The 22,073-nt window shown below is 74.7% G+C and carries 23 protein-coding genes; 11 read left to right on the top strand and 12 right to left on the bottom strand.

Features of this window, described 5'->3' with window-relative positions:
- Both ACIQR3_RS36960 and ACIQR3_RS36955 read right to left on the bottom strand, forming a co-directional pair.
- Positions 1–176, bottom strand: a 176-nt coding sequence (locus ACIQR3_RS36960; RefSeq protein WP_403545788.1) for a pyridoxal-phosphate dependent enzyme, incomplete at its 3' end; no start/stop codon positions are given.
- Positions 173–1,678, bottom strand: coding sequence for a Y4yA family PLP-dependent enzyme (locus tag ACIQR3_RS36955; RefSeq protein ID WP_403545784.1), 1,506 nt, complete (start codon positions 1,676–1,678; stop codon positions 173–175). The genes ACIQR3_RS36960 and ACIQR3_RS36955, both read right to left, overlap by 4 nt.
- A gap of 210 nt (positions 1,679–1,888) precedes the next feature.
- Between ACIQR3_RS36955 and ACIQR3_RS36950 the strand changes: the two genes are divergently transcribed.
- Genes ACIQR3_RS36950 through ACIQR3_RS36935 form a run of 4 tightly spaced genes read left to right on the top strand, consistent with a single transcriptional unit; the run spans position 1,889 to position 6,754 of the window.
- Complete coding sequence (locus tag ACIQR3_RS36950; RefSeq protein ID WP_403545783.1) at positions 1,889–3,460, top strand: ABC transporter substrate-binding protein; 1,572 nt, start codon at positions 1,889–1,891, stop codon at positions 3,458–3,460.
- Positions 3,457–4,407, top strand: coding sequence for an ABC transporter permease (locus ACIQR3_RS36945; protein WP_403545781.1), 951 nt, complete (start codon positions 3,457–3,459; stop codon positions 4,405–4,407). Before ACIQR3_RS36950 ends, ACIQR3_RS36945 begins: the two co-directional genes overlap by 4 nt.
- Positions 4,404–5,264, top strand: coding sequence for an ABC transporter permease (locus ACIQR3_RS36940; protein ID WP_403545780.1), 861 nt, complete (start codon positions 4,404–4,406; stop codon positions 5,262–5,264). The genes ACIQR3_RS36945 and ACIQR3_RS36940 overlap by 4 nt, the downstream gene beginning before the upstream one ends.
- 8 nt (positions 5,265–5,272) lie before the next feature.
- Positions 5,273–6,754: an ABC transporter ATP-binding protein gene (locus ACIQR3_RS36935; RefSeq protein WP_403545778.1), complete on the top strand. Its 1,482-nt coding sequence runs from the start codon at positions 5,273–5,275 to the stop codon at positions 6,752–6,754.
- Here the strand turns inward: ACIQR3_RS36935 and ACIQR3_RS36930 are convergent.
- From ACIQR3_RS36930 to ACIQR3_RS36910, 5 genes are all read right to left on the bottom strand, one after another.
- Complete coding sequence (locus ACIQR3_RS36930; protein ID WP_403545776.1) at positions 6,672–7,388, bottom strand: class I SAM-dependent methyltransferase; 717 nt, start codon at positions 7,386–7,388, stop codon at positions 6,672–6,674. The genes ACIQR3_RS36935 and ACIQR3_RS36930 overlap by 83 nt on opposite strands.
- A gap of 140 nt (positions 7,389–7,528) precedes the next feature.
- Entirely contained in the window at positions 7,529–8,542 is a 1,014-nt protein-coding gene (locus tag ACIQR3_RS36925) for a DUF2891 domain-containing protein (RefSeq protein WP_403545774.1), read from the bottom strand.
- The gene (pcp, locus tag ACIQR3_RS36920) at positions 8,542–9,192 is read right to left on the bottom strand and encodes a pyroglutamyl-peptidase I (RefSeq protein ID WP_403545773.1); all 651 of its coding nucleotides are present in this window, start codon (positions 9,190–9,192) and stop codon (positions 8,542–8,544) included. The genes ACIQR3_RS36925 and pcp overlap by 1 nt, the downstream gene beginning before the upstream one ends.
- 47 nt (positions 9,193–9,239) lie before the next feature.
- The gene (locus tag ACIQR3_RS36915; protein WP_403545771.1) at positions 9,240–10,214 is read right to left on the bottom strand and encodes a DUF979 domain-containing protein; all 975 of its coding nucleotides are present in this window, start codon (positions 10,212–10,214) and stop codon (positions 9,240–9,242) included.
- Positions 10,211–10,930 carry a DUF969 domain-containing protein gene (locus ACIQR3_RS36910; protein ID WP_403545769.1) on the bottom strand — a complete coding sequence of 240 codons (720 nt, stop codon included), beginning with the start codon at positions 10,928–10,930 and terminating at the stop codon, positions 10,211–10,213. Before ACIQR3_RS36910 ends, ACIQR3_RS36915 begins: the two co-directional genes overlap by 4 nt.
- Positions 10,931–11,132: 202 nt before the next feature.
- Here ACIQR3_RS36910 and ACIQR3_RS36905 point away from each other — a divergent pair, with 202 nt between their 5' ends.
- From ACIQR3_RS36905 to ACIQR3_RS36895, 3 genes are read left to right on the top strand one after another with little or no spacing between them, the layout of a single operon-like run.
- Positions 11,133–11,885 carry a LamB/YcsF family protein gene (locus ACIQR3_RS36905; protein ID WP_403545768.1) on the top strand — a complete coding sequence of 251 codons (753 nt, stop codon included), beginning with the start codon at positions 11,133–11,135 and terminating at the stop codon, positions 11,883–11,885.
- Entirely contained in the window at positions 11,882–12,538 is a 657-nt protein-coding gene (locus ACIQR3_RS36900; protein ID WP_403545766.1) for an allophanate hydrolase subunit 1, read from the top strand. The genes ACIQR3_RS36905 and ACIQR3_RS36900 overlap by 4 nt, the downstream gene beginning before the upstream one ends.
- Positions 12,535–13,392, top strand: coding sequence for a biotin-dependent carboxyltransferase family protein (locus ACIQR3_RS36895; protein WP_403545765.1), 858 nt, complete (start codon positions 12,535–12,537; stop codon positions 13,390–13,392). The genes ACIQR3_RS36900 and ACIQR3_RS36895 overlap by 4 nt, the downstream gene beginning before the upstream one ends.
- Positions 13,393–13,405: 13 nt before the next feature.
- Here the strand turns inward: ACIQR3_RS36895 and ACIQR3_RS36890 are convergent, their stop codons facing one another.
- The 4 genes from ACIQR3_RS36890 to ACIQR3_RS36875 form a co-directional block, all read right to left on the bottom strand.
- Positions 13,406–13,885: an NUDIX hydrolase gene (locus ACIQR3_RS36890; RefSeq protein ID WP_403545763.1), complete on the bottom strand. Its 480-nt coding sequence runs from the start codon at positions 13,883–13,885 to the stop codon at positions 13,406–13,408.
- Between the two features lie 67 nt (positions 13,886–13,952).
- Positions 13,953–15,566, bottom strand: coding sequence for an apolipoprotein N-acyltransferase (lnt, locus tag ACIQR3_RS36885; RefSeq protein WP_403545761.1), 1,614 nt, complete (start codon positions 15,564–15,566; stop codon positions 13,953–13,955).
- Between the two features lie 74 nt (positions 15,567–15,640).
- Positions 15,641–16,186, bottom strand: a complete 546-nt coding sequence (locus tag ACIQR3_RS36880; protein ID WP_403545759.1) for a hypothetical protein — start codon at positions 16,184–16,186, stop codon at positions 15,641–15,643.
- A gap of 79 nt (positions 16,187–16,265) precedes the next feature.
- Entirely contained in the window at positions 16,266–17,051 is a 786-nt protein-coding gene (locus ACIQR3_RS36875; RefSeq protein WP_403545758.1) for a glutamate racemase, read from the bottom strand.
- 57 nt (positions 17,052–17,108) lie between these two features.
- Here ACIQR3_RS36875 and ACIQR3_RS36870 point away from each other — a divergent pair, with 57 nt between their 5' ends.
- Positions 17,109–18,293 (top strand): glycosyltransferase, encoded by a 1,185-nt coding sequence (locus ACIQR3_RS36870; protein WP_403545756.1) that lies wholly within the window; start codon positions 17,109–17,111, stop codon positions 18,291–18,293.
- A gap of 27 nt (positions 18,294–18,320) precedes the next feature.
- Here the strand turns inward: ACIQR3_RS36870 and ACIQR3_RS36865 are convergent, their stop codons facing one another.
- Positions 18,321–19,538: a TerD family protein gene (locus ACIQR3_RS36865; RefSeq protein WP_403545786.1), complete on the bottom strand. Its 1,218-nt coding sequence runs from the start codon at positions 19,536–19,538 to the stop codon at positions 18,321–18,323.
- Positions 19,539–19,851: 313 nt separating this feature from the next.
- On the opposite strand from ACIQR3_RS36865, the gene ACIQR3_RS36860 reads away from it, so the two are divergent.
- From ACIQR3_RS36860 to ACIQR3_RS36850, 3 genes are all read left to right on the top strand, one after another.
- On the top strand, positions 19,852–20,298 hold the full coding sequence (locus ACIQR3_RS36860) for a DUF6643 family protein (RefSeq protein ID WP_403545755.1): 447 nt from the start codon (positions 19,852–19,854) through the stop codon (positions 20,296–20,298).
- Positions 20,299–20,337: 39 nt separating this feature from the next.
- Entirely contained in the window at positions 20,338–21,165 is an 828-nt protein-coding gene (locus ACIQR3_RS36855; RefSeq protein WP_403545753.1) for an MOSC domain-containing protein, read from the top strand.
- A 204-nt stretch (positions 21,166–21,369) separates the two neighbouring features.
- On the top strand, positions 21,370–21,975 hold the full coding sequence (locus ACIQR3_RS36850) for a hypothetical protein (protein WP_403545750.1): 606 nt from the start codon (positions 21,370–21,372) through the stop codon (positions 21,973–21,975).
- The last annotated feature ends 98 nt before the right edge of the window (positions 21,976–22,073 follow it).

Here is a 22,073-nt window from a genome sequence, read left to right as displayed (position 1 = left end):
GCCGCCTCCAGATGCGGACGCGCCATGTGCCACGCCGGACGGTCCTTCACCGACCCGAACGGATTCAGCATCTCCAGCTTCGCGAACAAGTCGATATGACGCAGCCCGTGCACAGCCGGATCGATCCGCACCAACGGCGTGTTCCCGATGGCATCCGTGATGCTGTCGTACCTCATGACGGCACTCCCTGCGGGTAGCTGACCGGCCAGTAGTCCTCGTCCAGGCACCAGCGCCAGGACCCTCCCTCGTGCCCGGCCGCCACCGTCCGCGCGACCGGCTGCCGCTGGGCGCGGTGGGCGTGGAAGTCCATGGCGTACCCGGCGGTGTTGACGAAGGCCAGCAGGTCGCCGGCGCGCGGCAGCCGGGGCAGGAAGACCAGGCGGCGGGTGATCAGGTCGGCCTCCAGGCACAGGTTGCCCACCAGGTGCACCCCGACGGGCTCGTCGTCCGCTGCGGTCACGGGTCCGCCGCGGGGCAGCAGCACCGGGTCGACCAGGACACCGTGCTCCTCCAGGCTCACGTCCCCGGCGTTCATGCCGAGGCGCACCAGTGGCCGGCCGTCGCCGGTGTGCCGTACGTCGAGGACCCGGGCCAGGGACAGACCGCACTGGTCCACCAGCGCCCGGCCCGGTTCGACGTACAGGTCGTGCAGGTGCTCCAGCAGCAGCGTGGCCGGTGAGCGGCCCAGGACCGGTGTGGGGCGGGCGAGCAGTTCCTCCAGGTAGCCGGGGCCGGCGAGGGGCCGGTGAGCGGGGTAGAGCGCCGCCGAACCCCGCACCGTACCGCCCTCGTTGCGCAGTCCGTAGCCGTGTCCGCGCCAGGTGAGCGGCGGGCGGACGCCGAGCACCGCCTCGCTCAGCGCGGTGGTCCACCGCTCCCACTCCCCCGCGTCGTCCACGTAGCCGACGCCGAACCCGCCGCCGATGTCGACGGCGCGCGGCGCCAGCCCGCGGGCCCGGCACTCGTCCATCACCAGTACGCACCGCTCCAGGGCCCGGGCCTTCTCCTCCAGCGCGGTGGTGTCCAAGTGGTACGCCACGCCGGTCAGTTCGACGGCGTCCGCGTTCCGCTCCACCGCCTCCCACAGCACGTCCGCGTCCCCCACCGGGGTGCCGAAGCGGCTGCGGCGCGACAGCAGGCGGGTACCGGCGGCGTGGCCGTCCTCGAACCCCGACAGCCGCACCAGGACATCGGCCTTGCCCAGACCGTACGCGCGGACGAGCCCCGCCAGTTGTTCCAGTTCACCGGGCGAGTCCAGGTTCACCGTCGCCCCGAGCCGTGCGGCGAGCCACAGGAACTCCGCGTCCTTCGGGCCGGTCGCCATGATCCGGTCCCCGGTGAACCCGCAGCTCACCGCGTGCCGCAGCTCCTCCAGGGACGCCACGTCGATCCCGACCGCGGCCGGGTCGCACGCGGCCAGCCTGCGCACCAGGGCGCTTGAACGATTCGCCTTGTGCGCGAAGTACACCCGCCCCGCCAGGTGGTGGCGCCGGTAGACCGAGCGGAACCGCTCGGCGTTCTCCGCGACGACCTCCGGCAGCAGCACGTTCAGCGGTGACCCCAGCGCGTCCACCAGTGAGTGCAGGAACGGCACATCCCCCAGCAGCCCGGCGAGCGGCGGATCCACCCGCGGCCGCAAGTACAAGGGCGCGTCCTTCACTGAGTACCCTCCCCACATCAGCCGGCCGTCGCATCGTGTCGCGACAACCGCTCTCGATCATCGTTTCCATTTACGCGCGCCGCTAAGCCCTCGTTTCGCGCGCCCCGCCACCGCCATCACGCCCCGTACGACGCCCTGTTCACACGGCGCCCCTTGTAACTGAAAATGATTGTCATGTAAGAATGAGGTCCTTCCCGGTCCTCCCGGTCCCGGTCCTCTCGGAGTGTCATGTCTCAGAGCCCTGCCTTCCGTTCCCCCGCCGTCACCCGGCGCACGGTCCTCTCCCTCATCGGGCTCGGCGCCGCCGCGCTCACCGGCTGCACCTCCGGCGGGGCCGCGGCCCCCACCGTGACCGGCGCCCCCACCGGCGAGCCCCGGCGCGGCGGCACCGTCCGGCTCGCCTTCGCCGGGGCGGGAGCGGCCGAGTCGCTCGACCCCACCGCGAGCACCTCGCCCTGCGACCTCGCCCGTTACTCGGTCGTCTTCGACACCCTCTTCTCCTTCGCCGACGGCGCGGCCGAGCCGTCGCTCGCCACCGCGGCCGAGGTGGACAGCGAGGCCAGGACCTGCACCCTGACCCTGCGGCGGGGAGTGACGTGGCACGACGGGACCGCGTTCACCGCCGCCGACGTCGTGCACACGCTGAAGTACCGCGCCTCCCCCGACCGGATCGCGCCCAGCGAACTGTCGGCCTACCTGGATCTCGCCGCCGCCGAGGCCCGCGACGACCACACCGTCGTCGTACCGACCGTGCAGCCGGTCGGCGATCCGGCCACCCTGCTGGCGGGCGCCGGTCTGTACGTCATCAAGCGGGGCACCTCCTCCTTCTCCGCCGAGACCGCGACCGGCACCGGGCCCTACCGGGTGACCGCCTTCAAGGCGGGCGTCGAGACCCGCCTGGAGCGCCACGACGACTACTGGGACGGCGCCGGCCACGCCGAGAAGGTCGTCCTGCTCAGCGTCGACGACGCGCAGGCCCGCGTCAACGCGGTCAAGGACGGCCAGGCCGACTACGCCTCGGACATCTCCTTCACCACGGCGAAGGCCGGACCGCCCGGGACCGGCCTCCAGATCCGGGACGCGGGCGAGGCCCTGCGCACGACGTACGGCTTCGTCCTCAACGTCACCCGCGACCTGCCCGCCGATCCCCGCGTCCGGCGGGCGATCAAGCTGGGCATCGACCGCAAGGCACTGGTCGACGCCGTCTTCCTCGGCTACGGGGCGCCCGCCAACGACCTGTTCGGCGCCGGAGCCGAGTACTACCTCGACGATGTCGCCGTTCCCGAGCGCGATGTCGCCGCCGCCAAAAGGCTGTTGAAGGAGGCGGGCGCGACGGGCAAGCCCTTCGTGGTGCGCACCGCCGAGTACGAGACGGGGCTGAACTCCTCGGCGGAGCTGTTCGTCGAGCAGCTGAAGGGCCTCGGACTGGACGCCTCCCTGGTCAAGGTGAGCACCACCGAGGGGTACGAGCCGGCCGGCATGAAGGCGTGCGACGCCATCTCCTTCCCGCTGGGCCCCGTCTCCCTGGCGCTCACCTACACCCGCTCGGCCGCCTACGAGACGCTGGCCTTCCCGGACGAGGAGCTGACCGCGGCCGTCGCCACGGCGATCTCCACCACCTCCGCCGGCGAACGGGCCGCGGCGTGGACGAAGGCCCAGCGGGTCATGGCGGACCGGGGGAACTGGGTGGCCTGGGGACGCGGTGACGTCCTGAGCCTGGCGAAGGAGACGCTGACGGGCGTCGAGAACCGCGAGTCGCCGAAGTACCCCTGGCTGGGCAAGGTCGGGTTCATCGCGTGAGGAGGGACACGGTCCGGTACGTCGCCGGACGGCTCGTCACCGCCGCGGTGCTGCTGGCCGCCCTGTCCGTGGTGGTGTACATCGGCGTCGACCTGCTGCCCGGCGATCCCGCCGGCGCCCGGCTCGGCCCGAACGCCACCCCGGACCAGGTGGCGGAGGCGCGTGCACGGCTCGGCCTGGACGAGCCGTTGGCCCAGCGGTACCTGGAGTGGGCCGGTGGTCTGCTCCACGGCGACCTCGGCACCTCGGCCAACGGCACCCCCGTCTCCGGCATGCTCGCCGGGCGGCTCGGCAACACGGCTGTCCTGGCCGGGCTGACCGTCCTGCTCCTGGTGCCCCTCTCCCTCGCACTCGGCGTCGCGCTCGGCCGGCGGGCCGGCGGCCGGGCCGACGGCACCGGGTCGACGCTGCTGCTCCTGACCACGGCGGTACCCGAGTTCGTGGTGGCGGGCGCGCTGGCCCTGGTGGTGGGCGCCCAGCTGGGCTGGCTGCCGGCCACCTCGCTGGTGCCCGCCGGCGACTCGCCCCTGGCCCACCCCGACGTCCTGGTGCTGCCGGTGCTCAGCCTGCTGTGGGTGAGCCTCGCCTACGCCACCCGCGTGATCCGGGCGCAGACCCTGGTCGCGCTGCGCGCCCCGCACGTGGAGGCGATGCGGCTCAACGGGATTCCGGAACGGACCGTCCTGCGGCAGGCGGTGCTCCCCGCCGTGCTGCCCTCCGCCGCGCAGATCTGGCTGATCGGCGCGGCCGGGCTGCTCGGCGGCACGGTCCTGGTGGAGGTCGTCTTCAGCTATCCCGGGATCGGCAAGGTGCTGGTCTCCTCCGTCAGCACCGGCGACCTGCCGGTCGTCCAGGCCCTCGCCATGCTCATGGGCGCCCTGACCCTGCTGGCCACCATCACCGCGGACGTCGTCGGCACCGCGGTGGGAAGGACGAGGTCCCCATGACCGTCCCCGTACGGCAGTCCCGAGGCGTCCGCGGCTCGCGGGAACCGTCGCCGGGCCCCGGCCCCTACCGGCGTCGCGGTGTGGCCGTGGCCGTCCTCGTCGGCGCCGTCGTGCTCGTCGGTCTGGCCGGGCCGTGGCTCGCGCCGCACTCCGCGACCGAGACGGTGGCGACGCCGTACACGGTCCCCGGTGCCGGGCATCCGCTGGGCACCGACCACCTCGGCCGCGACGTGCTGTCCCGTCTGCTGCACGGCGGGCCGTCGGTGCTGCTCACCACGGCGGGCGCGACCGCGCTGACGGTGCTGCTCGGCACCGCGGCCGGACTGCTGGCCGCCTTCGCCGGTCACCGCAGGCCCGCCGCCGAGGGCGTCGTCATGCGCCCGCTGGACGCCCTGGCCGCGCTGCCGCCCATGCTCGCCCTGCTGCTCGTCCTCACCGCCGTGCCCAGCCGGACCGGTGTCGTCCTGGCGGCCTGCGTGGCGGGCGTCCCGCTGTCCGCCCGTGTGATCCGGGCCGCCGCCCTGCCCGTACTGCGCCGGCCGCACGTCGAGCTGGCCCTCGCCCGGGGCGAACGGTGGCCCTGGGTCCTGCGGTACGAGGTGCTGCCGCTGGTCGTGACCACGGTGCTCGCCGACGCCGGGCTGCGGTTCGTCTTCTCCCTCTACCTGGTCAGCGCCGCCGGCTTCCTGGGCGTCGGGGTCTCCGGCTCCGACTGGGGCACCCTCGTCCAGGAGGCCCTGCCCGGGGCCGCGCTCCAGCCGTACGCGCTGCTGGCGCCGCTCGTCCTGATCGCCGTCCTCGCCGTGGGCGTCAACCTGCTGTCCGACACCTTGACCCGCCCCGACGGCGAGAAGTGAGCGCGCGGATGCTCTCCATCGAGAACCTGGAGCTGCGGTCGGCCCGGGGCCCGGTCCTGCGCGGCGTGTCCCTCGCCGCCGGCGCCGGTGAGGCGCTGGCGGTGGTCGGCGCGTCCGGCTCCGGGAAGACCACCCTGGCCCTGTCCGTCCTGGGCCACCTGCGGCCGGGCATCACCCTGGGCGGCGGCCGGGTCCGCGTCGACGGCCACGACACGCTGCCCGTGCCGCACCCCGGGCTGCGCGGCCGGACCGTCGCCCACCTCGGACAGGACGCCGGTACGACGCTCAATCCGTACCGCCGGCTGTCGGTCACCCTGCGCACCGCGCTGGGCAGCCGGGACGACCGCGAGGTGGAGGCCCTGCTGCACCGCGTCGGGCTGCCCGCCTCGCTCGCCGGCCGCCGGCCCGCCGAACTCTCCGGCGGCCAGCAGCAACGGGCCGCCCTGGCCGCCGCCCTCGCGCGCGGCCCCCGGCTGCTGGTGCTCGACGAACCCACCTCCGCCCTCGATCCGGTGGCGAAGGAGGAGGTCCGTGCCGAACTCGACCGGGTCCGTGCCTCCGGGGTGGGCCTGCTGTGGATCACCCACGACCTGTCGTCGGTCGAGGGACTGGTCGACCGGGTCGTGGTCCTGGACGACGGCCGGATCGTGGAGGACGCCGCGGCGGACCGCGTCCTGACCGCTCCCGTCTCGCGCGCGGCGACGGCGCTCGTCGGCGCGGCGGCCCCGGCGACGAGCGGCCGGCCGGCCCCGGAGCCCGGCGGGACGCCACCGGTCCTGCGCGTCGCAGGGCTCACGGCGGACCGCGGCACCCGGCGCGTGCTGGAGGACGTCGCCCTCGCCGTGCGCCCGGGGCAGTGCCTGGCCGTCACCGGCGCCTCCGGCAGCGGCAAGACGACGCTGGCCCGCTGTCTGGCCGGACTCCACCCGCCCTCCGGCGGTACGGTCCTGCTCGACGGACGCCCGCTGCCGGGCCAGGCGCACCAGCGGCGGGTCGCCGACCGGGCGGCGGTCCAGCTCGTCCCGCAGAGCCCGGCGGAGACACTGCACCCCCTCCAGACCGTGCACGCCGCCCTCGCGCGTCCGCTGCGGGTCCTGCGGGGCCTGCGCGACCCGCACGAGATCGACGCAGAGGTCGAACGGCTGCTGACCCTGGTCCGGCTGGACGCCGAGCACGCCCGGCGGCTGCCCGGCGGGCTCTCCGGCGGTCAGCGGCAACGCGTCGCCCTGGCCCGGGCGCTGGCGGCAGGCCCGCGCGTCCTGCTGTGCGACGAGATGACCTCGGCCCTGGACTCGGTGACGCAGGCGGCCGTCCTGGACCTGGTGCGCGACCTGTGCGAGAAGCAGTCACTGGGGCTGCTGGTCATCACGCACGATCCGCGGGTGGTGCGCCAGGTGGCCGACGACGTCACGGTGCTGGCGGACGGCGCGCTGCGCCCGGGCGGCGCCCTCGGCCTGCCGTCCGGCGGACCAGGAGGACGTGGTCGGTGACCGTGGCGTTCCGCCCGTCCGGCCCGGTGGCCGTGCGGCGCGGGGCGTCGGCCCGCTCCACGGTCCAGCCCGCGGCCGGCAGGCCCATGCCGTCGTACACCTCCTGGGGCGAGGGGAAGCGCGTGTCCGGGTCCTGGTTCCAGGACCAGGGCGCGATGGAGGCGTGGTCGACGACGAGCAGCCGTCCGCCCGGGCGCAGCGCCTGGGCGGCGGTGCGCGGGATCGGCCCGCGCGGCAGGTCGTAGGGGGTGTGGAAGTACTGGGCCGAGACCAGGTCGAAGCTCCCGGCCGGGAAGGTCCGGGCCAGGTCGTGGCGGACCGTGGTGACCAGGTCGCCCAGGCCCTCGGCGGCGGCGCGTTCGGCGACGCGCCGCACGGCGGTGGACGCGATGTCGACCGCCGTGACCCGCCGGCCGCGCCGGGCGAGCCACAGGGTGTCGCCGCCCGTTCCGCAGGCCAGGTCGAGCGCGGTAGCGGCGGGCAGCGCGTCGGCCACCTGCGCGAGCACCGGGTTGACGCGGACTCCCCAGGCGGCGAGGTCGTCGGCGCGCCGGCGGTAGAGGTCCTCCCAGAACTCCCCGGGCTCCTGGGCGGCGAGGTCGGCCGCGGTGGGACCTTGGGATCGCTGTGTCACGGAACTGGCTCCTTCTGACTCGGCCCTGGCCCGCCTCGCCGCGGTGCTCCGCAGGGCGGGATCGACGGCGACTGTCGCCGGGGCGCGAGCCCGTGGGCCAGCTCTCCTGCCGTTTCGGCAAGAAACCCGGCCGTGCGGCCTCAGGTGCCGGTGCCGGGCTCCAGGGCGAGCGTGGCGAAGGTGGCCAGCCAGTGGTCGGTGGTGAAGTCGCCGCGCTCCACCGCCGGCAGGCCCGCCGCGAGGTGCGCGTCGGCCGCCGCGCCCAGCCGGTCGCGGACCGGCCCGCCGGGCAGGGCGTCGGCGAGGGAGCGCAGCGCCGCCGCCCGGCTGAGGGTCAGCCCGATCAGGTGGCCGATCTGCGGGTCGGCGTGGTCGGAGACGACGGGCACGTCCAGCGGCGGGCAGGCGGCGCCGGTGCGCAGCGCGGGCAGGAACCGGTCGAGCCACGGCGCGAACTCCTCCCTGGGCAGCACCCTGCGCATCGCGTCGGCCTCGGTCAGCGCCGGGGACAGGAAGTCCTGTCCCGACGGCTCCCAGTGCGCGGGCGCGTCGTGGTCGTCGGCGAACCAGGCCAGCAGGCGTTCCCGTACGGCCCGTTCGGTGGTGGCCGTCAGTGCGCCCGAGTCGAGGGCGAGGCCGAGGGCGAAGGCGCTGTTGGGGTGGTTGCCGTGGCGCACGGGATAGGTGGCCTTGGGCAGCCAGCCGGCCAGCAGCCGGTCGACGGTGGCCGCGGCCGGTGCCAGCGCCTCGGCCCACCGGGCGCCCGCCGCGCCGCCGTACGCCCGGCACTCGGCGGTGAGCGCGAGCAGCCAGGCCCAGCCGTAGGGGCGCTCGAAGGAGGGGTGGTCGCGGAGGTAGGCCGCCTCGACCGCGAGGTTCTCGGGGGTGAGGTGCCGGTCGAGTACGTCGACGGCGGCCCCGGTGCCGGGCAGGGCGGGGGTGTCGCCGTACCGGCGCAGCAGGCGGACGAGCAGCCAGTGCATGTGGGCCGAGGAGTGCCAGTCGTAGGCGCCGTAGAACACCGGGTGGAGGGTCCGGGGCTCGACGCGCTCGTCGGCGGAGGTGATCAGGTGGGCCGGGAAGTTGGGGTACGCGCGGGTGATGTTGGCGAGGGCGAGCCGGGCGAAGGGCGCGGCGTGGGTGCTGAGCGGCATCAGTGGGTGGCTCCCTCGGTGACCTTCAGGTCCTGGCCGGCCGGGGTGCGGGCGGCGGCGGTCAGCAGGGCCCGCAGGCCGTGGGCGACGGTGGCGGGCGGCAGGGCCGGTGCCCGGCCGTCGGTGACCTGTTCCGGCGCCCAGGGGACGTGCGCGAAGCCACCCCGGATGTGCGGGAACTCGGTGGCGATGAGGTGGCCGAGGCCGTAGGCGACGTGGTTGCAGACGAAGGTGCCGGCCGTGTGGGAGACGGCGGCGGGGACGCCGGCCTCGCGCATCGCGGCGACGCAGGCCTTGACGGGGAGGGTGGAGAAGTAGGCGGCGGGGCCGTCCGGGACCACCGGTTCGTCGACGGGCTGCCGTCCCTTGTTGTCGGGGATGCGGGCGTCGTCGATGTTGATGCCGACGCGTTCGACGGTGACGCCGGGGCGTCCGCCGGCCTGGCCGAGGCAGAGCACCAGGTCGGGTCCGACGGTGCGGACGGCCTCGTACAGGGCGTCGAGGGAGTCGCCGAAGGCGCAGGGGAGTTCGGTGGCGGTGACGGTGAGTCCGGCGGGCGGTTCGGCGGCGACCAGGGACGCCGCCTGCCAGGACGGGTTCACGCGTTCGCCGTCGAAGGGGGCGAAGCCGGTGATGAGGACGCGGGTCACGACACTTCCTTACGGGGGTGGCTCAGGAGGTTCCTCACGGTGGCGGCTCAGAAGGCGAAGACCGCCATGATCACGGTGCAGCAGCCGAGCAGCGCGACGCCCGTGGGGAGCTGGGCCTTGATCGGTCCGTACTGGTCCTTCAGTTCGAGCAGGGTGGCCGGGACGATGTTGAAGTTGGCGGCCATCGGTGTGCAGAGCGTGCCGGCGAACCCGGCGAGCATGCCGATCGCGAGGACGGCGGGTTCGTTGCCGTGCATCTGCTGGATGAGCACCGGCCAGCCGATCGCGGCGGTCATCACGGGGAACGCGGCGAAGGCGTTGCCCATGATCACGGTGAACAGGAACATGCCGACGCAGTACGCGAGCACCGCGAGGTACCTGGAGTCGTCGGGGAGGACCTTGTTCATGATGTCGCCGACCTGGTCACCGACCCCGGCGGCGGCGAAGATCGAGCCGAGCACGGCCAGGAGCTGGGGCAGCAGCAGGGCGGAGCCCATCGCCTCCAGCATGGAGCGGCCGGAGTGGACCGGGACGGAGACCTTCTTCTCGCCGGTGACCAGCATGCCGACGACGAGGGCGGCCATACAGCCGAGGCCCAGTCCCAGCAGGGTGGCCTTGCCCGTCTCGAACAGGCCGGACTCGTCGAGCACGGAGGCGCAGACGATGGCGACGAGCGGGATGGTCAGGGCGGGGACGAAGATCTTGTTGCCGAGCCGGGCGGCGGAGGCCTCGCGCTGCTCGCCGGTGGTGGTGACCGGGACGCCCTTGCCGAGGAAGTTGAACCCGGCGAGGACGATCAGGGCGAGGACGGCGACGCCGAGCGGTTCGGCGGGCAGGGTCCAGCCGCCGTTCTCCGCCGTCGCGTTGGCCACCCCGGTCCCGTAGGGAAAGGTGAGCCCGAGCAGGCCCCAGAACGCGGCGGACGTCCACCGCTTGGGGTTGGTGCGGTCCATGGCCATCTGTACGGCCATGACGACGAAGACGAGCCCGATCAGCCAGTAGAGCCATTCGACTTTGATCACTTGTCGGCCCCCTCGGGAAGCGGCAGGTCGTGCTCGGCGGCGGCGCGTGCCATCTCGCGTTCGAGCTGCTTGTCCATGAGCAGCAGCCGGGCACCGTGGATGAGGAAGGCGCAGACGGCGAGCGGGATCGCCCACAGGGCCAGCTGGGTCGGTTCGATCTCCTGGTGGTACGTGGAGTTCACGAAGCCGGTGATCAGCAGGATGGAGCCGATCGCGATGAAGCAGTCCTCGCCGAAGAAGACGCCCACGGTGTCGGCGGACGCGGAGTAGGAGCGCACCTTCTCGCGCAGCCGGTCGGGCAGCTTGGCGCCCGTGGTGCGCTCGGCGGCGGCCTCGGCCATGGGTGCCACCAGGGGCCGCACGGTCTGCGCCGGACCGCCGATGCTGTTCAGGCCGAAGGCCGCGGTGACCTGGCGGACCAGCAGGTAGACGGTGAGGAACCGGCCGGCGCTGAGCCTGCCGAGGCGGCCGATGAGGTTTCGGGCCTGTTCGCGCAGGCCGTAGCGTTCCAGCAGGCCGATCACCGGGAGCACGATGGCGTAGACGGTGACCGAGCGGCTGTCGGCGAAGGACCGGCCGAAGGCCGCGAGGACCTCCAGCGGGTCCATCTTGCCGAGCAGTCCGGTGACGATACCGGCGACGCCCACCACGAGGACGGGATTGCGGCGCGTGACGAATCCGAGGATCACCACGACCACACCGAGAAGCACGATCATTCGGTGGCCTTCTTCAGGCTTCGGGGGCAGGGCACGGACCCGGGAGCGGTAAGCGGACCGCGTCGTTCCGGATGCATGGCGGATGCACGGACCCTAGACGATCGTTCAACGATCTAACAAGGGGTGACTTTCCGGCGAAGTCGGCCGGGGGCAACCCGTGGAGCCCTTGTCGAATCGTTCAACGATCCATTACGTTCGAGAGGTGATCGACCTCAACGCAGACCTCGGCGAAGGCTTCGGCCGCTGGACCCTCACCGACGACGACGCCCTGCTCTCCGTCGTCACCAGCGCCAATGTCGCCTGCGGTTTCCACGCGGGCGACCCCTCGGTGATGCGGCGCGTCTGCGACCTCGCCGCCGAGCGCGGGGTGCGGATCGGCGCCCAGGTGTCCTACCGCGACCTGGCCGGCTTCGGACGGCGCGCGATGGACGTGCCCGCCGGCGAACTCGCGGCCGAGGTCGCCTACCAGATCGGCGCGCTCCGGGTCTTCGCCCGCGCCGCCGGGACCGACGTGGTCTACGTCAAGCCGCACGGCGCCCTCTACAACCGCACCGTGCACGACGACGCGCAGGCCCACGCCGTGGTGGCGGGCGTGCGGCTCGCGGGCGGGGACCTGCCCGTGCTCGGCCTGCCGGGGTCGCGGCTGCTCGCCGCCGCCGGTGAGGCCGGTCTCACCGGCGTGCCCGAGGCCTTCGCGGACCGCGCCTACACCCCCGAGGGCACCCTCGTCCCGCGCCGCGAGCCGGACTCCGTGGTGACCGACGAGGACGCGGTGGTACGCCGCGCGCTGGCGTTCGCGGTGGACGGCGCGGTCGAGGCCGTCGACGGCACCACCGTCACGGTCGCCGCCCGCTCCCTGTGCGTGCACGGCGACACCCCGGGCGCGGCCCGGATCGCGGCGCGGGTGCGTGCGGAGCTGGCGGCGGCCGGGGTCGAGGTCGGGCCGTTCGCATGACACCGGATTCGCCCCAGCCGGCGCTCACGGCCCGTCCCGCCGGGCGGCACGCGCTCCTCGTCGAACTGCCCGACGCCGAGCGGACCGCGGCCTTCCACGCCGAACTGCTGCGCCGGCGCGCGGCGGGGACGCTGCCGCCGGTGGAGGAGATCGTGCCCGGCGCCCGGACCGTGCTCCTGGACGGCGTACGGGACCCGGAGGCGCTGGCCCGCCGGGTCGCCGACTGGGAGCTGCCGCCCGGCGCCGCGGACGACGGCGACGTGGTGGACATCCCCGTCCGCTACGACGGACCGGACCTGTCCGATGTCGCGGACCTGTGGGGAGTCGCCCCGGACGAGGTCGCCGCGCTGCACTCCTCCCTCACCTACCGGGTCGCGTTCTGCGGCTTCGCGCCGGGCTTCGGCTATCTCACCGGGCTGCCCCCGCACCTGCACGTCCCCCGCCGCGCCACGCCCCGCACCCGCGTGCCGGCCGGAGCGGTCGCGCTGGCCGGCCCCTACAGCGCGGTCTACCCGCGCGCCACCCCGGGCGGCTGGCAGCTGATCGGCACCATGCCGGACCCCGGTCCCCTGTGGGACCCGGCGAGGGACCGGGCGGCGCTGCTCACCCCGGGGACCCGGGTGCGCTTCGTGACGGCAGAGGACACGGCATGACCGGCAAGCTGACCACCGTACGGGCCGGTGCGCTCACCACCGTCCAGGACGCGGGCCGGCGCGGCCATGCCCACCTGGGCGTCCCCCGCTCCGGCGCGCTGGACGCGCCCGCGATGCGGCTCGCCAACCGGCTGCTCGGCAACGATCCCGACGCCGCGGTCCTGGAGACCACCCTGACCGGCTGCGCGGTGCGGCCCGACCGCGCCGTCACCGTCGTGGTCGGCGGCGCGCCCTGCCCGGTGACGGTGGCCGGACGGCCGGTGGCCTGGGGCGCCCCGGTGCGGGTGCCGGCGGGCGCCGTGCTGGACGTGGGGCCGGTGACGGCGGGCGTGCGCGCGTACGTGGCCCTCGGCGGCGGTGTCGCCGTCGAACCCGTTCTCGGCAGCCGCTCCACCGACCTGCTCTCCGGGCTCGGCCCGGCACCCCTGCGCGACGGGGACGTCCTCCCGCTGGCCACCCCCACGGGACGGGCGGCGATCCCGGTGGCCGTCCCGTGGCCGGCCCCGCCCGCCGAGCTGGTCCTTCCGGTCCGCCTCGGCCCCCGCGCCGACTGGTTCACCCCGGCCGCACTGCGGACCTTCACCTCGGCGGCCTACCAGGTCTCCCCCCACAGCAACCGCATCGGCCTGCGCACCGAGGGACCGGCGCTGGAGCGGGCGGCGGCGGGTGAGCTGCCCAGCGAGGGCATGGTCCTCGGCGCCGTGCAGGTCCCGCCGGACGGCCGCCCCGTGGTCTTCCTGCACGACCATCCGACGACGGGCGGCTATCCGGTGATCGCGGTCGTCACGGAAGCCGCCCTCGCCGCAGCGGCCCAGGCGACGGCCGGCACACCGGTCCGCTTCGTCCTCGGCTGACGCGCCGCGCGCCTCAGCCGGCGGCCGGGGGCTCGAACCAGGCGGGCGCCTCCGCGAGCGCCTGCTTGATCCGGAACCGGCCGAACTCACCGATCTCCGGCAGGGCGTCCACCGCGAACCAGGCGACGTCGAGGGACTCGTCGTCGTTGACCCGGGCCTCGCCGCCGAGGGCGCGGCAGCGGAAGGTGATGTCCATGTACTGGCAGACGTCACCGTTCTCGTACGTCACCGGGTCCAGCGCCTGCACCAGGACCACCCGCTCGACGGCGCACCGCACGGCGGTCTCCTCCCACACCTCGCGCACGGCGCAGGCCGCGGGCTGCTCCCCCGGCTCCGGGATGCCGCCGATCACGGACCAGCGCCGGGTGTCGGACCTGCGGTTCAGCAGCACCCGGCCGTCGTCGTCGAAGACCAGGGCGGTGACGCCGGGCAGCCACAGCAACTGGTTCCCGGCGGTGGCGCGGAGGGTGCGGATGAAGTCGGGAGTAGCCATGCGTCCGACCCTAACGGGCACCGGCCTCCCGGCTCACCGGTTGGCACGGCGTGCGACGGGCGTACGGTTACACGTCACCGGCGCGTCGCCCGCGCACGCCGGCGGCGACCGCCCAGCCCAGTCCGCCCGCCGCGACGAGGACGAGCAGGACTTCGGGCAGGACGCCCAGCTTGGTGGCGGGCGTCCGGGAGGAGCGCAGCGGCACCTCCTGCACCAGGGAGCCGGCGACGAACATGCCGGTGCGCTGGGTGACCCGGCCGTCCGGCATGATGATCGCGCTGACCCCGCTGGTCACCGGCACGGTGACGGTCCGGCTGTGCTCGACGGCGCGGACCCGGGACATGGCGAGCTGCTGGTAGGTCATCTCGCTGCGGTCGAACGTCGCGTTGTTGCTGGGGACGGAGATCAGCTGGGCGCCGTCGGTGACCTCGGACCGCACGGCCCAGTCGAAGGCGGCCTCGTAGCAGGTGACGAGGCCGACACGGGCGCCGGCCATGGTGAAGACGCCGGGCTCGCTGCCGCGGCTGAAGTCCTGGCTGACCATGGACGTCCAGTCGCTGTTGATGGCGCCGATGAGGGAGCGCAGCGGCAGGTACTCGCCGAAGGGCTGGATCTGCCGCTTGTCGTAGGTGTCGACGGGGCCCTTGTCGGGGTCCCACAGGATCTGCTCGTTGTAGAGCCTGCCGTCGCGCTTCACCACGCCGCCGACCGAGATGGGCGCCTTGATCGCCTTGGCGGCGGCGTCGATGACCGCGTACGCGTCGGCGTTGGCGAACGGGTCGATGTCGGAGGAGTTCTCCGGCCACAGCACGATGTCGGGCTGGTCCGCCTTGCCCGCCGCGACCTCGGCGGCCAGGCGCTCGGTCTCGCGCGCGTGGTAGTCGAGGACCGCGCGGCGCTGGGCGTTGAAGGCGAGCCCCGCGCGGGGCACGTTGCCCTGGACGACGGCGACGGTGGTGGTGCCGTCCTCCGCGTCGTCGCCGACCAGCGGCCGGGCGGCGAGCGCGCCCACGACGGGGACGGCGACGCTCAGCAGGGCGGCGACGGCCGCTCCCCTGCGGACGGTCCGGGTGCGCCGGGCGGTCACGGCCAGCCGCAGCGCCTCGTACAGGCCGAAGCCGCACAGGACGACCGCGAAGCCGAGCACCGGGGTGCCGCCCACCGCGGCGAGCGGGAGGAAGACGCCGTCCGCCTGCCCGAAGGCGATCTTGCCCCAGGGGAAGCCCTCGAACGGCACACGCGCGCGTGCCGCCTCACCGGCCGTCCACAGCGCCGCCGCCCACACCGGCCAGGCGGGCAGCCTGGAGACGGCGGCGACGCCCGCGCCGACCAGGGCGACGAAGAGCGCCTCGATCGCGGCCAGCGCCAGCCAGGGTCCCGGGCCGACCTCCACGCCGGTCCACACCAGCAGCGGCAGCAGGAAACCGAGGCCGAAGAGGTAACCGAGGCCCAGGCCCGCCTTCCAGCCGCGCCCGCGCAGCACCGCGCCGAGGACGGCGAAGGCGGGCAGGGCGAGCCACCACAGGGTGCGCGGCGGGAAGCTGGCGTAGAGCAGGACACCGGCCAGGGCGGCCGCGGCGGCGGGGAGGAGACGGCGGCCGAGGCGCGCGGCGCGCGAGGCGGGCGCGGTCCGCGGGTCCGGCCGGTCCGGCCCGGCGACGGATGGTGCGGTGACGGTCACCCCGGGAGTGTACGCGGGTGACCTGGGACCGGCTCGGGCACCGTCGCGGTGCGCGGGCGCCGGAGCCGGTCCGTTCAGTGCGCGGTGCCGGGGGCCCGTGGCCGGAGCCGGTCCTTGATGACGCGTACGGCCGACTCCGCGTCGTCCACGGTGACGGTGAACGTGTGGCCGTCCCACAGGCGCAGGACCACGCCCTCACCGCGCCGGACGACGACGGCGGTGCCCTTCTCCGGCCGCCACCGGTAGCCCCAGCCACCCCAGTGGCGCGGGCACACGACGGGGGCGAACTCGGCGCCCGCCACGTGCGACAGGGGGATGCGGCGGCGCGGGACGCCGATGTGACCGCAGCGCACTTCGAGGCACTCCTGGTCGACTCTCAGGGCGACGTGCACGAAGGCCAGGGTGCCGAAGAGGACCAGCAGCCCGGCCGCGATGCAGCCGACGACCGCCATGGCCAGCGCGGCGATGCCGGACTCCCAGGCCGAGTCGACGGCCAGTTGCACGCCGAGCGCCATGCAGGCGGCGCCGATCAGCGCCAGCAGCCACTGGACCCGGTTGGTCGCGCGGCCGGTCCAGACATCGGGGTGGGGCGCGTGCCCGCCGTGGAGGTGGTCCCTCATGGCAATGAGGTTACTCACGTTCGGCTCGGCGTGTACCGCGCCGCGGAGAGTCACTGGGCCGACCGGGCGCCCGGTCGCCTCAGCGCGCGGGCGCGGCCGTCCGCAGCAGCCTGCCCTCCGCGTACGCCAGCGCGGGCGCGGGCAGCGCGCCCTCCCGTCCGCTCAGCAGCACCGTGAGGGTGCCGTCGGCGGGGGCGTCGGGGGCGGGCGCGGCACCGACGCGGCGCAGCGCCTGCGCGGCGACGGCGCCCGCCGAGCCGTGCAGGGCCAGCGGCGGGCGGCCGGGCCGCTGCACGGCGGCCCGGATGCGCTCGGCGACCAGTTCGTAGTGGGTGCAGCCGAGGACGACGGTGGTGACGTCGGCCGGGGTGAGCGCCGCGGCGGCGGCCACGGCGGCGTCGATCGCGGCCTCGTCCGCGTGCTCGACGGCCTCGGCGAGCCCGTGGCAGGGGACCTCGGTGACCGGCAGGCCGTCGGCGAAGTCCCTGATCAGGCCGCGCTGGTAGGCGCTGCCGGTGGTGGCGGGCGTCGCCCAGATCGCGAACGGGCCGCCACCGGCCGCGGCCGGCTTGATCGCCGGGACGGTGCCGACGACGGGCAGCCCGGGCTCGTGCCGGTCCCGCAGGGCGGGCAGCGCGTGCACGGTGGCGGTGTTGCAGCCGACGATCAGGGCGTCCGGGTGGTGGGCCGCTGCGGCCTCGGCCACCGCGAGGGCACGGCCGGTCAGGTCCTCGGGCGTGCGGGGTCCCCAGGGCATGCCGTCGGGGTCCAGGGAGAGGATGAGATCGGCGTCCGGCCGCAGGCGCCGTACCGCGGCGGTGGCCGCCAGCAGACCGATTCCGGAGTCCATGAGCGCGATCTTCACCCGGCCACGATAGACGATGTGCCTCGGCGGCCCCGCGCGGTGGGTAAGACTGCGCACGTGAACGCCGTTGCCTGGATCTCCGCCGTCTCACTCGCCGCCTGGCTGTGGCTGCTGCTCTGCCAGGGCTTCTTCTGGCGCACCGACGTCAGGCTGCCGCCCCGCTTCCGGGCTCCCGGCCCCGGCCGCTGGCCGTCCGTGTGCGTCGTCGTGCCCGCCCGGGACGAGGCGGCGGTGCTGCCCCGCAGCCTGCCGTCGCTGCTCGCCCAGGACTATCCGGGACGGGCAGAGATCTTCCTGATCGACGACGGCAGCACGGACGGCACCGGTGCCCTGGCGCGCGAGCTGGCCCTGGGCGTGGGCGGACTGCCGCTCACCGTCGCCTCCCCCGGCGAGCCGCCCCCGGGCTGGACCGGCAAGCTCTGGGCGGTGCGGCACGGGATCGGGCTGGCACGCGCGCGTGGACCGGAGTACCTGCTGCTGACGGACGCCGACATCGCCCACGCCCCGGACAGTCTGCGGGAGCTGGTGGCGGCGGCCCGTACCGGTGGCTTCGACGCGGTGTCGCTGATGGCGCGGCTGCGGGTGGCGAGCGGGTGGGAGCGGCTCGTCGTACCGGCCTTCGTGTACTTCTTCGCGCAGCTGTACCCGTTCCGCCGGATCGGCCGGCGCGGGTCGCGGACGGCCGCGGCGGCGGGCGGCTGCGTGCTGCTGCGGACGGAGGCCGCCGAGCGGGCCCGGATCCCGGAGGCCGTCCGGCAGGCCGTGATCGACGACGTGGCCCTCGCCCGGGCCGTCAAGCGCTCCGGCGGGCACATCTGGCTGGGGCTGGCCGACCGGGTGGACAGCGTGCGGCCGTATCCGCGGCTCGCCGATCTGTGGCGGATGGTGGCGCGCAGCGCGTACACCCAGTTGCGGCACAACCCGCTGGTGCTGCTCGGCACGGTCGCCGGTCTGGCGCTGGTGTACCTGGTCCCGCCCGTCGCGCTGATCGCGGGCGCGGTCACCGGGAGCGCGGCGTGCGCCGTCCCCGGCGGTCTGGCGTGGCTGGTGATGGCGGGGACGTACCTGCCGATGCTGCGCTACTACGGGCAGCCGCCGTGGCTCGCGCCGCTGCTGCCGTTCACCGCGGGCCTGTACCTGCTGATGACGGTGGACTCGGCGGTGCGGCACCACCGGGGGCGGGGCGCGGCCTGGAAGGGCCGTACCTACGCCCGTCCGGAGGCCGTGCCGGAGGAGAGCTGACCGCGCCCCCGGGGGGAACGTCTCCGCTCACTTGCGGCCGGGCGTCCAGTCCATGCCCCAGCCGTAGGCCCGGTCGACGGTGCGCTGGGGGCTGACGCCGCGCTCGGGGACCAGGTAGCGGGCCTCGCGCTGGACGACGAGGTCGTCGCCGGTGCGGGTGATCAGGGCGAGCGCGCACACCGTCGAGGGGACCGTGCACTCGTCGAGCGAGAAGTCGACCGGGGCGCCGTGCTGCGGCCGGAGGGTGACCGTGGCGTTCAGGCCGGCGAAGGAGCGTGCTCCCTCGTAGACGGTGACGAAGACGAGGATGCGGCGGAAGTCGCGCCGGTGGTCGAGGTTGACGGTGAGGTTCTCGCCGTTCGCGACGGCGCCGGTGCGGTCGTCGCCGTCGAGGTGGATGAACGGGGGCCGGTCCAGGGCGCCGAAGGCGTTGCCGAGGGACTGGACGACTCCCTTGCTGCCGTCGGCGAGTTCGTACAGGGCGCACAGGTCGAGGTCGGGGCCGCTCTGCGGGGCGAGGGCCCGGCTCAGCTTGCGCGCCCAGCCGGAAAGCTCCCCGCGCGTCTCCCAGTTGAGGTTGACGTGCAGGGCGCCGGAGGTGCCGCCCTGTTTGGCCAGGGAGACGGACGGGGCGGCCTTGGTGAGCGTGACCTTCGTCAGGCGGACCGGCGTGGCCGGGGGCGGAGGCGCCGGCGTGGCCGGGGACGGGGGCGAGGGCGTCCGCTCCGGCTCGTCCACCGTGATGCCGTAGTCCGTGGCCAGGCCCTCCAGCCCGCTGCGGTAGCCCTGGCCGACGGCGCGGAACTTCCAGCTGCCCTGGCGGCGGTAGAACTCGCCCAGGACGAAGGCCGTTTCGACCGTCGCCCCCGGGTTGTCGAAGCGGGCCGCCACCGTGCCCCGCGCCGCGTCGCGGACCTCGACGCGGAGGCCGGGGACCTGGCCGAAGGAACCGCCGTCGGCGGAGGCGGCGAGGATCACGGTCTCGACGGCGGGCTCCAGGCCCGCGAGGTCGACGAGCAGGCTGTCGGTCACCCGGCCGCCGGCCTCCCGCTTGCCCTCGTGGCGGACGGCGCCGGAGGTGTGCGCCGGCTGGTTGTAGAAGACGAAGTCCGCGTCGGAACGGACTTTTCCGTTCACCAGGAGCAGTGCCGAGGCGTCCACGTCGGGCACACCCGGTCCGGAACGCCAGCCCATTTCCACCCGCAGCGCCCCCGTCGGCACCACGGTGTTCGCCCCTTTGGCCATGAGCATGTCCGGCCCCCTTTATGTCTTGCTGACAACGCCCCTGGGCGCGTTCCGCGCGGTCCGTCCATTCTGCCGCGCGCGGCGCCTTCCCGCCCCCGCCCGGCCGCCGGCCCGGGCGGACGGAGCCGTGGAGCCGGGTCGCAACCGGTCGGTAACACGCGCGCAAGTCCGCCTTTATCAGAAGATCGCGTTCCGGGCATGCCCTTTTTCATCGAGTTCGCTCGCATTGGGGATCTCCGGTCACGGCGGACACGGAAAACAACCCTCTTATCGGTCTCCCCAACCAGCACATCGTGGGCTTAACTTATGTGCCATGACCTCCCCCCGCTCCACCTATGGCGGCGGCTACTACTCCGCCTCCTTCCCGGACACCCCGATCTACGACTCGCTCGTGGCCGAACGGGGCACCCCGCAGATCGCCCCGATCCGGGTCCCCGCCGCGTACGACGCCCCGGGCAGCCATCTGCCCGCCCTCCCGTCGGCCCTTCCCGCCCTGCCGGCCGCGCCCTCCCAGCCCTCCTACGGCTATCCGCAGCAGGCCCCCCAGCCCGCGCCGCTGCAGCAGGCCCCGGCCCCCTACATCCCGCAGCAGATGTCGGCGCCGCGCGGCTACCCCGCACCCCAGCAGCCCCAGCAGCCCCGTCCGGCAGCGCCCGCCCCGGCGGGGTACGAGGCGATGCGCCCCGCGGCGCCCCGGCCCGCACCGGCCCCGGCTCCGTACCAGGACCCGTACAACAACCAGCAGTACCGGGGCTACTGAGCCGGCCCGGCTGTCGGTGCCGCCTGGCACGATGGCCCCATGGGGAACGCGCGACTGCGGTCGATTCACGTACATCCGGTCAAGGCGTTCCGGGGCTTCGCGCCCCGGGAGGCGGAGGTGGAGCCCTGGGGGCTGGCCGGGGACCGGCGCTGGATGCTGGTCGACGACGGGGGAAAGGTCGTCACGCAACGCCAGCGGCCACGCCTCGCGCTGGCCGCCGCCGAGCCGCTGCCCGGCGGCGGCATACGGCTGTCCGCGCCCGGCGCGCGGCCGCTGTCGGTACCCGTCCCGGACCCTGGGGAGACGGTCACGGTGGAGCTCTTCCGTGACAAGGTCCGGGTGACACCGGCCGCCGACGAGGCGGCGCACGCGTGGTGCGGTGCCTATGTGGGGGCGCGGACCCGGCTGGTGTACCTGGACGACCCCGCCACCCGCCGGCCCGTCGACCCGGCGTACGCGCGACCGGGCGAGACCGTGTCCTTCGCCGACGGCTACCCGCTGCTGCTGACGGCCACGGCCTCCCTGGACGCCCTCAACTCGCTGATCGCGCGGGGTGATCACGCCGCGGAGGGCCCGCTGCCCATGGACCGCTTCCGGCCCAACGTGGTGGTGTCCGGCACCGAGGCGTGGGCGGAGGACGGCTGGTCGCGCGTGACCATCGGCGAGGCCTCCTTCCGGGTCGCCAAGCCGAGCGGACGCTGTGTGGTGACCACCACCGACCAGGACACCGCCGCCCGCGGCCGGGAACCCCTGCACACCCTGGGGCGGCACCGCCGGCACGGCGGCAAGCTGCTCTTCGGACAGAACCTGGTGCCGCTGACCCGCGGCACGGTCCGCGTCGGCGACCCCGTCACCGTCGACGGCTGATCCGGCGGAGCACCGGTCTGCCGGCGGGAACCCGGGGGCGGGGCCCGCGCGTTGACCCGGATGAGAAGTTCATGAGAGGTCCGCCGGGGCGCCCGGCGGGAGCCGCCGGGGGGTGATCTCGCTCTCTCTTCGACGGCCGCGCTCATGAACGGCTCGGTCCGGGGTTATCACGGAGCGGAGCAGAGCGGGAAGGGGGTGCGGACCGTGCGAGCGATCGGGGGGCTGTGGCGCTGGCGGCACAATCCGCTGCGCCGCGCGACCGACCTGGCCGAGGCCTGGGTGGCGCTGGCCACCCTGGTGCTGATCGTGTGCGTCGCACCCGTGGTGGGCGTACGGGTGGGCACGGCCGCCGCCGACGCCCTGCGACGCTCGGTCCACGACCAGCAGGAGGCCCGCCACCGGGTGACGGCCACCGTCGTCCGAGAGCTGGACCCCTCGCCGCTGGACGTCGACCCGGAGGCCGCCGCCGCGGCTCCCCCGCGCAGCCGTGTCCTCGCCGAGTGGACGGCACCGGACGGCTCCGCCCGGCACGGCCCCGTCCTGACGGTCGCCGACGGCCCGCACCCCGGCGACCGGTTCCCGATATGGACGGACGAGCACGGCCGGACGGTGGCCCGCCCGCTCGACGCCGCCACCGCCGCGACCCACGCCGTGCTCGCCGGGACCGGCGCCGCCTTCGCGGCCGCCGCCCTGGCCGAAGGAGCGCGGCGGCTGGTCGTCTGGCGCATGGTCCGCCGCCGCTACGCCCGCCTCGACCAGGCGTGGGAGCAGGCCGGTCCGGACTGGGGCAGGACGGGCACCGGCAGTTGACCGGCTTCCGCCTCCGGTCGGTCCACCCCTCCGGCGCACGCTACGGTGGACCGGCCGAACCCGTTTCGGCATCGACCCGCGCGTGAGAGACCACCGGG

Origin of the sequence: Streptomyces sp. NPDC090994 (assembly GCF_044768905.1) — a bacterium.
Classification (GTDB): Bacteria; Actinomycetota; Actinomycetes; order Streptomycetales; family Streptomycetaceae; genus Streptomyces.
This window is presented reverse-complemented; position numbering and strand designations above follow the sequence as displayed.

Excerpts from the sequence above, each read along its gene's own strand:
- ACIQR3_RS36955 (WP_403545784.1), bottom strand. The coding sequence starts at position 1,678 with ATGTGGGGAGGGTACTCAGTGAAGGACGCGCCCTTGTACTTGCGGCCG.
- ACIQR3_RS36950 (WP_403545783.1), top strand. The coding sequence starts at position 1,889 with ATGTCTCAGAGCCCTGCCTTCCGTTCCCCCGCCGTCACCCGGCGCACG.
- ACIQR3_RS36940 (WP_403545780.1), top strand. The coding sequence starts at position 4,404 with ATGACCGTCCCCGTACGGCAGTCCCGAGGCGTCCGCGGCTCGCGGGAA.
- ACIQR3_RS36935 (WP_403545778.1), top strand. The coding sequence starts at position 5,273 with ATGCTCTCCATCGAGAACCTGGAGCTGCGGTCGGCCCGGGGCCCGGTC.
- ACIQR3_RS36925 (WP_403545774.1), bottom strand. The coding sequence starts at position 8,542 with ATGCCGCTCAGCACCCACGCCGCGCCCTTCGCCCGGCTCGCCCTCGCC.
- ACIQR3_RS36910 (WP_403545769.1), bottom strand. The coding sequence starts at position 10,930 with ATGATCGTGCTTCTCGGTGTGGTCGTGGTGATCCTCGGATTCGTCACG.
- ACIQR3_RS36900 (WP_403545766.1), top strand. The coding sequence starts at position 11,882 with ATGACACCGGATTCGCCCCAGCCGGCGCTCACGGCCCGTCCCGCCGGG.
- ACIQR3_RS36895 (WP_403545765.1), top strand. The coding sequence starts at position 12,535 with ATGACCGGCAAGCTGACCACCGTACGGGCCGGTGCGCTCACCACCGTC.
- ACIQR3_RS36890 (WP_403545763.1), bottom strand. The coding sequence starts at position 13,885 with ATGGCTACTCCCGACTTCATCCGCACCCTCCGCGCCACCGCCGGGAAC.
- ACIQR3_RS36880 (WP_403545759.1), bottom strand. The coding sequence starts at position 16,186 with ATGAGGGACCACCTCCACGGCGGGCACGCGCCCCACCCCGATGTCTGG.
- ACIQR3_RS36865 (WP_403545786.1), bottom strand. The coding sequence starts at position 19,538 with ATGGCCAAAGGGGCGAACACCGTGGTGCCGACGGGGGCGCTGCGGGTG.
- ACIQR3_RS36860 (WP_403545755.1), top strand. The coding sequence starts at position 19,852 with ATGACCTCCCCCCGCTCCACCTATGGCGGCGGCTACTACTCCGCCTCC.
- ACIQR3_RS36855 (WP_403545753.1), top strand. The coding sequence starts at position 20,338 with ATGGGGAACGCGCGACTGCGGTCGATTCACGTACATCCGGTCAAGGCG.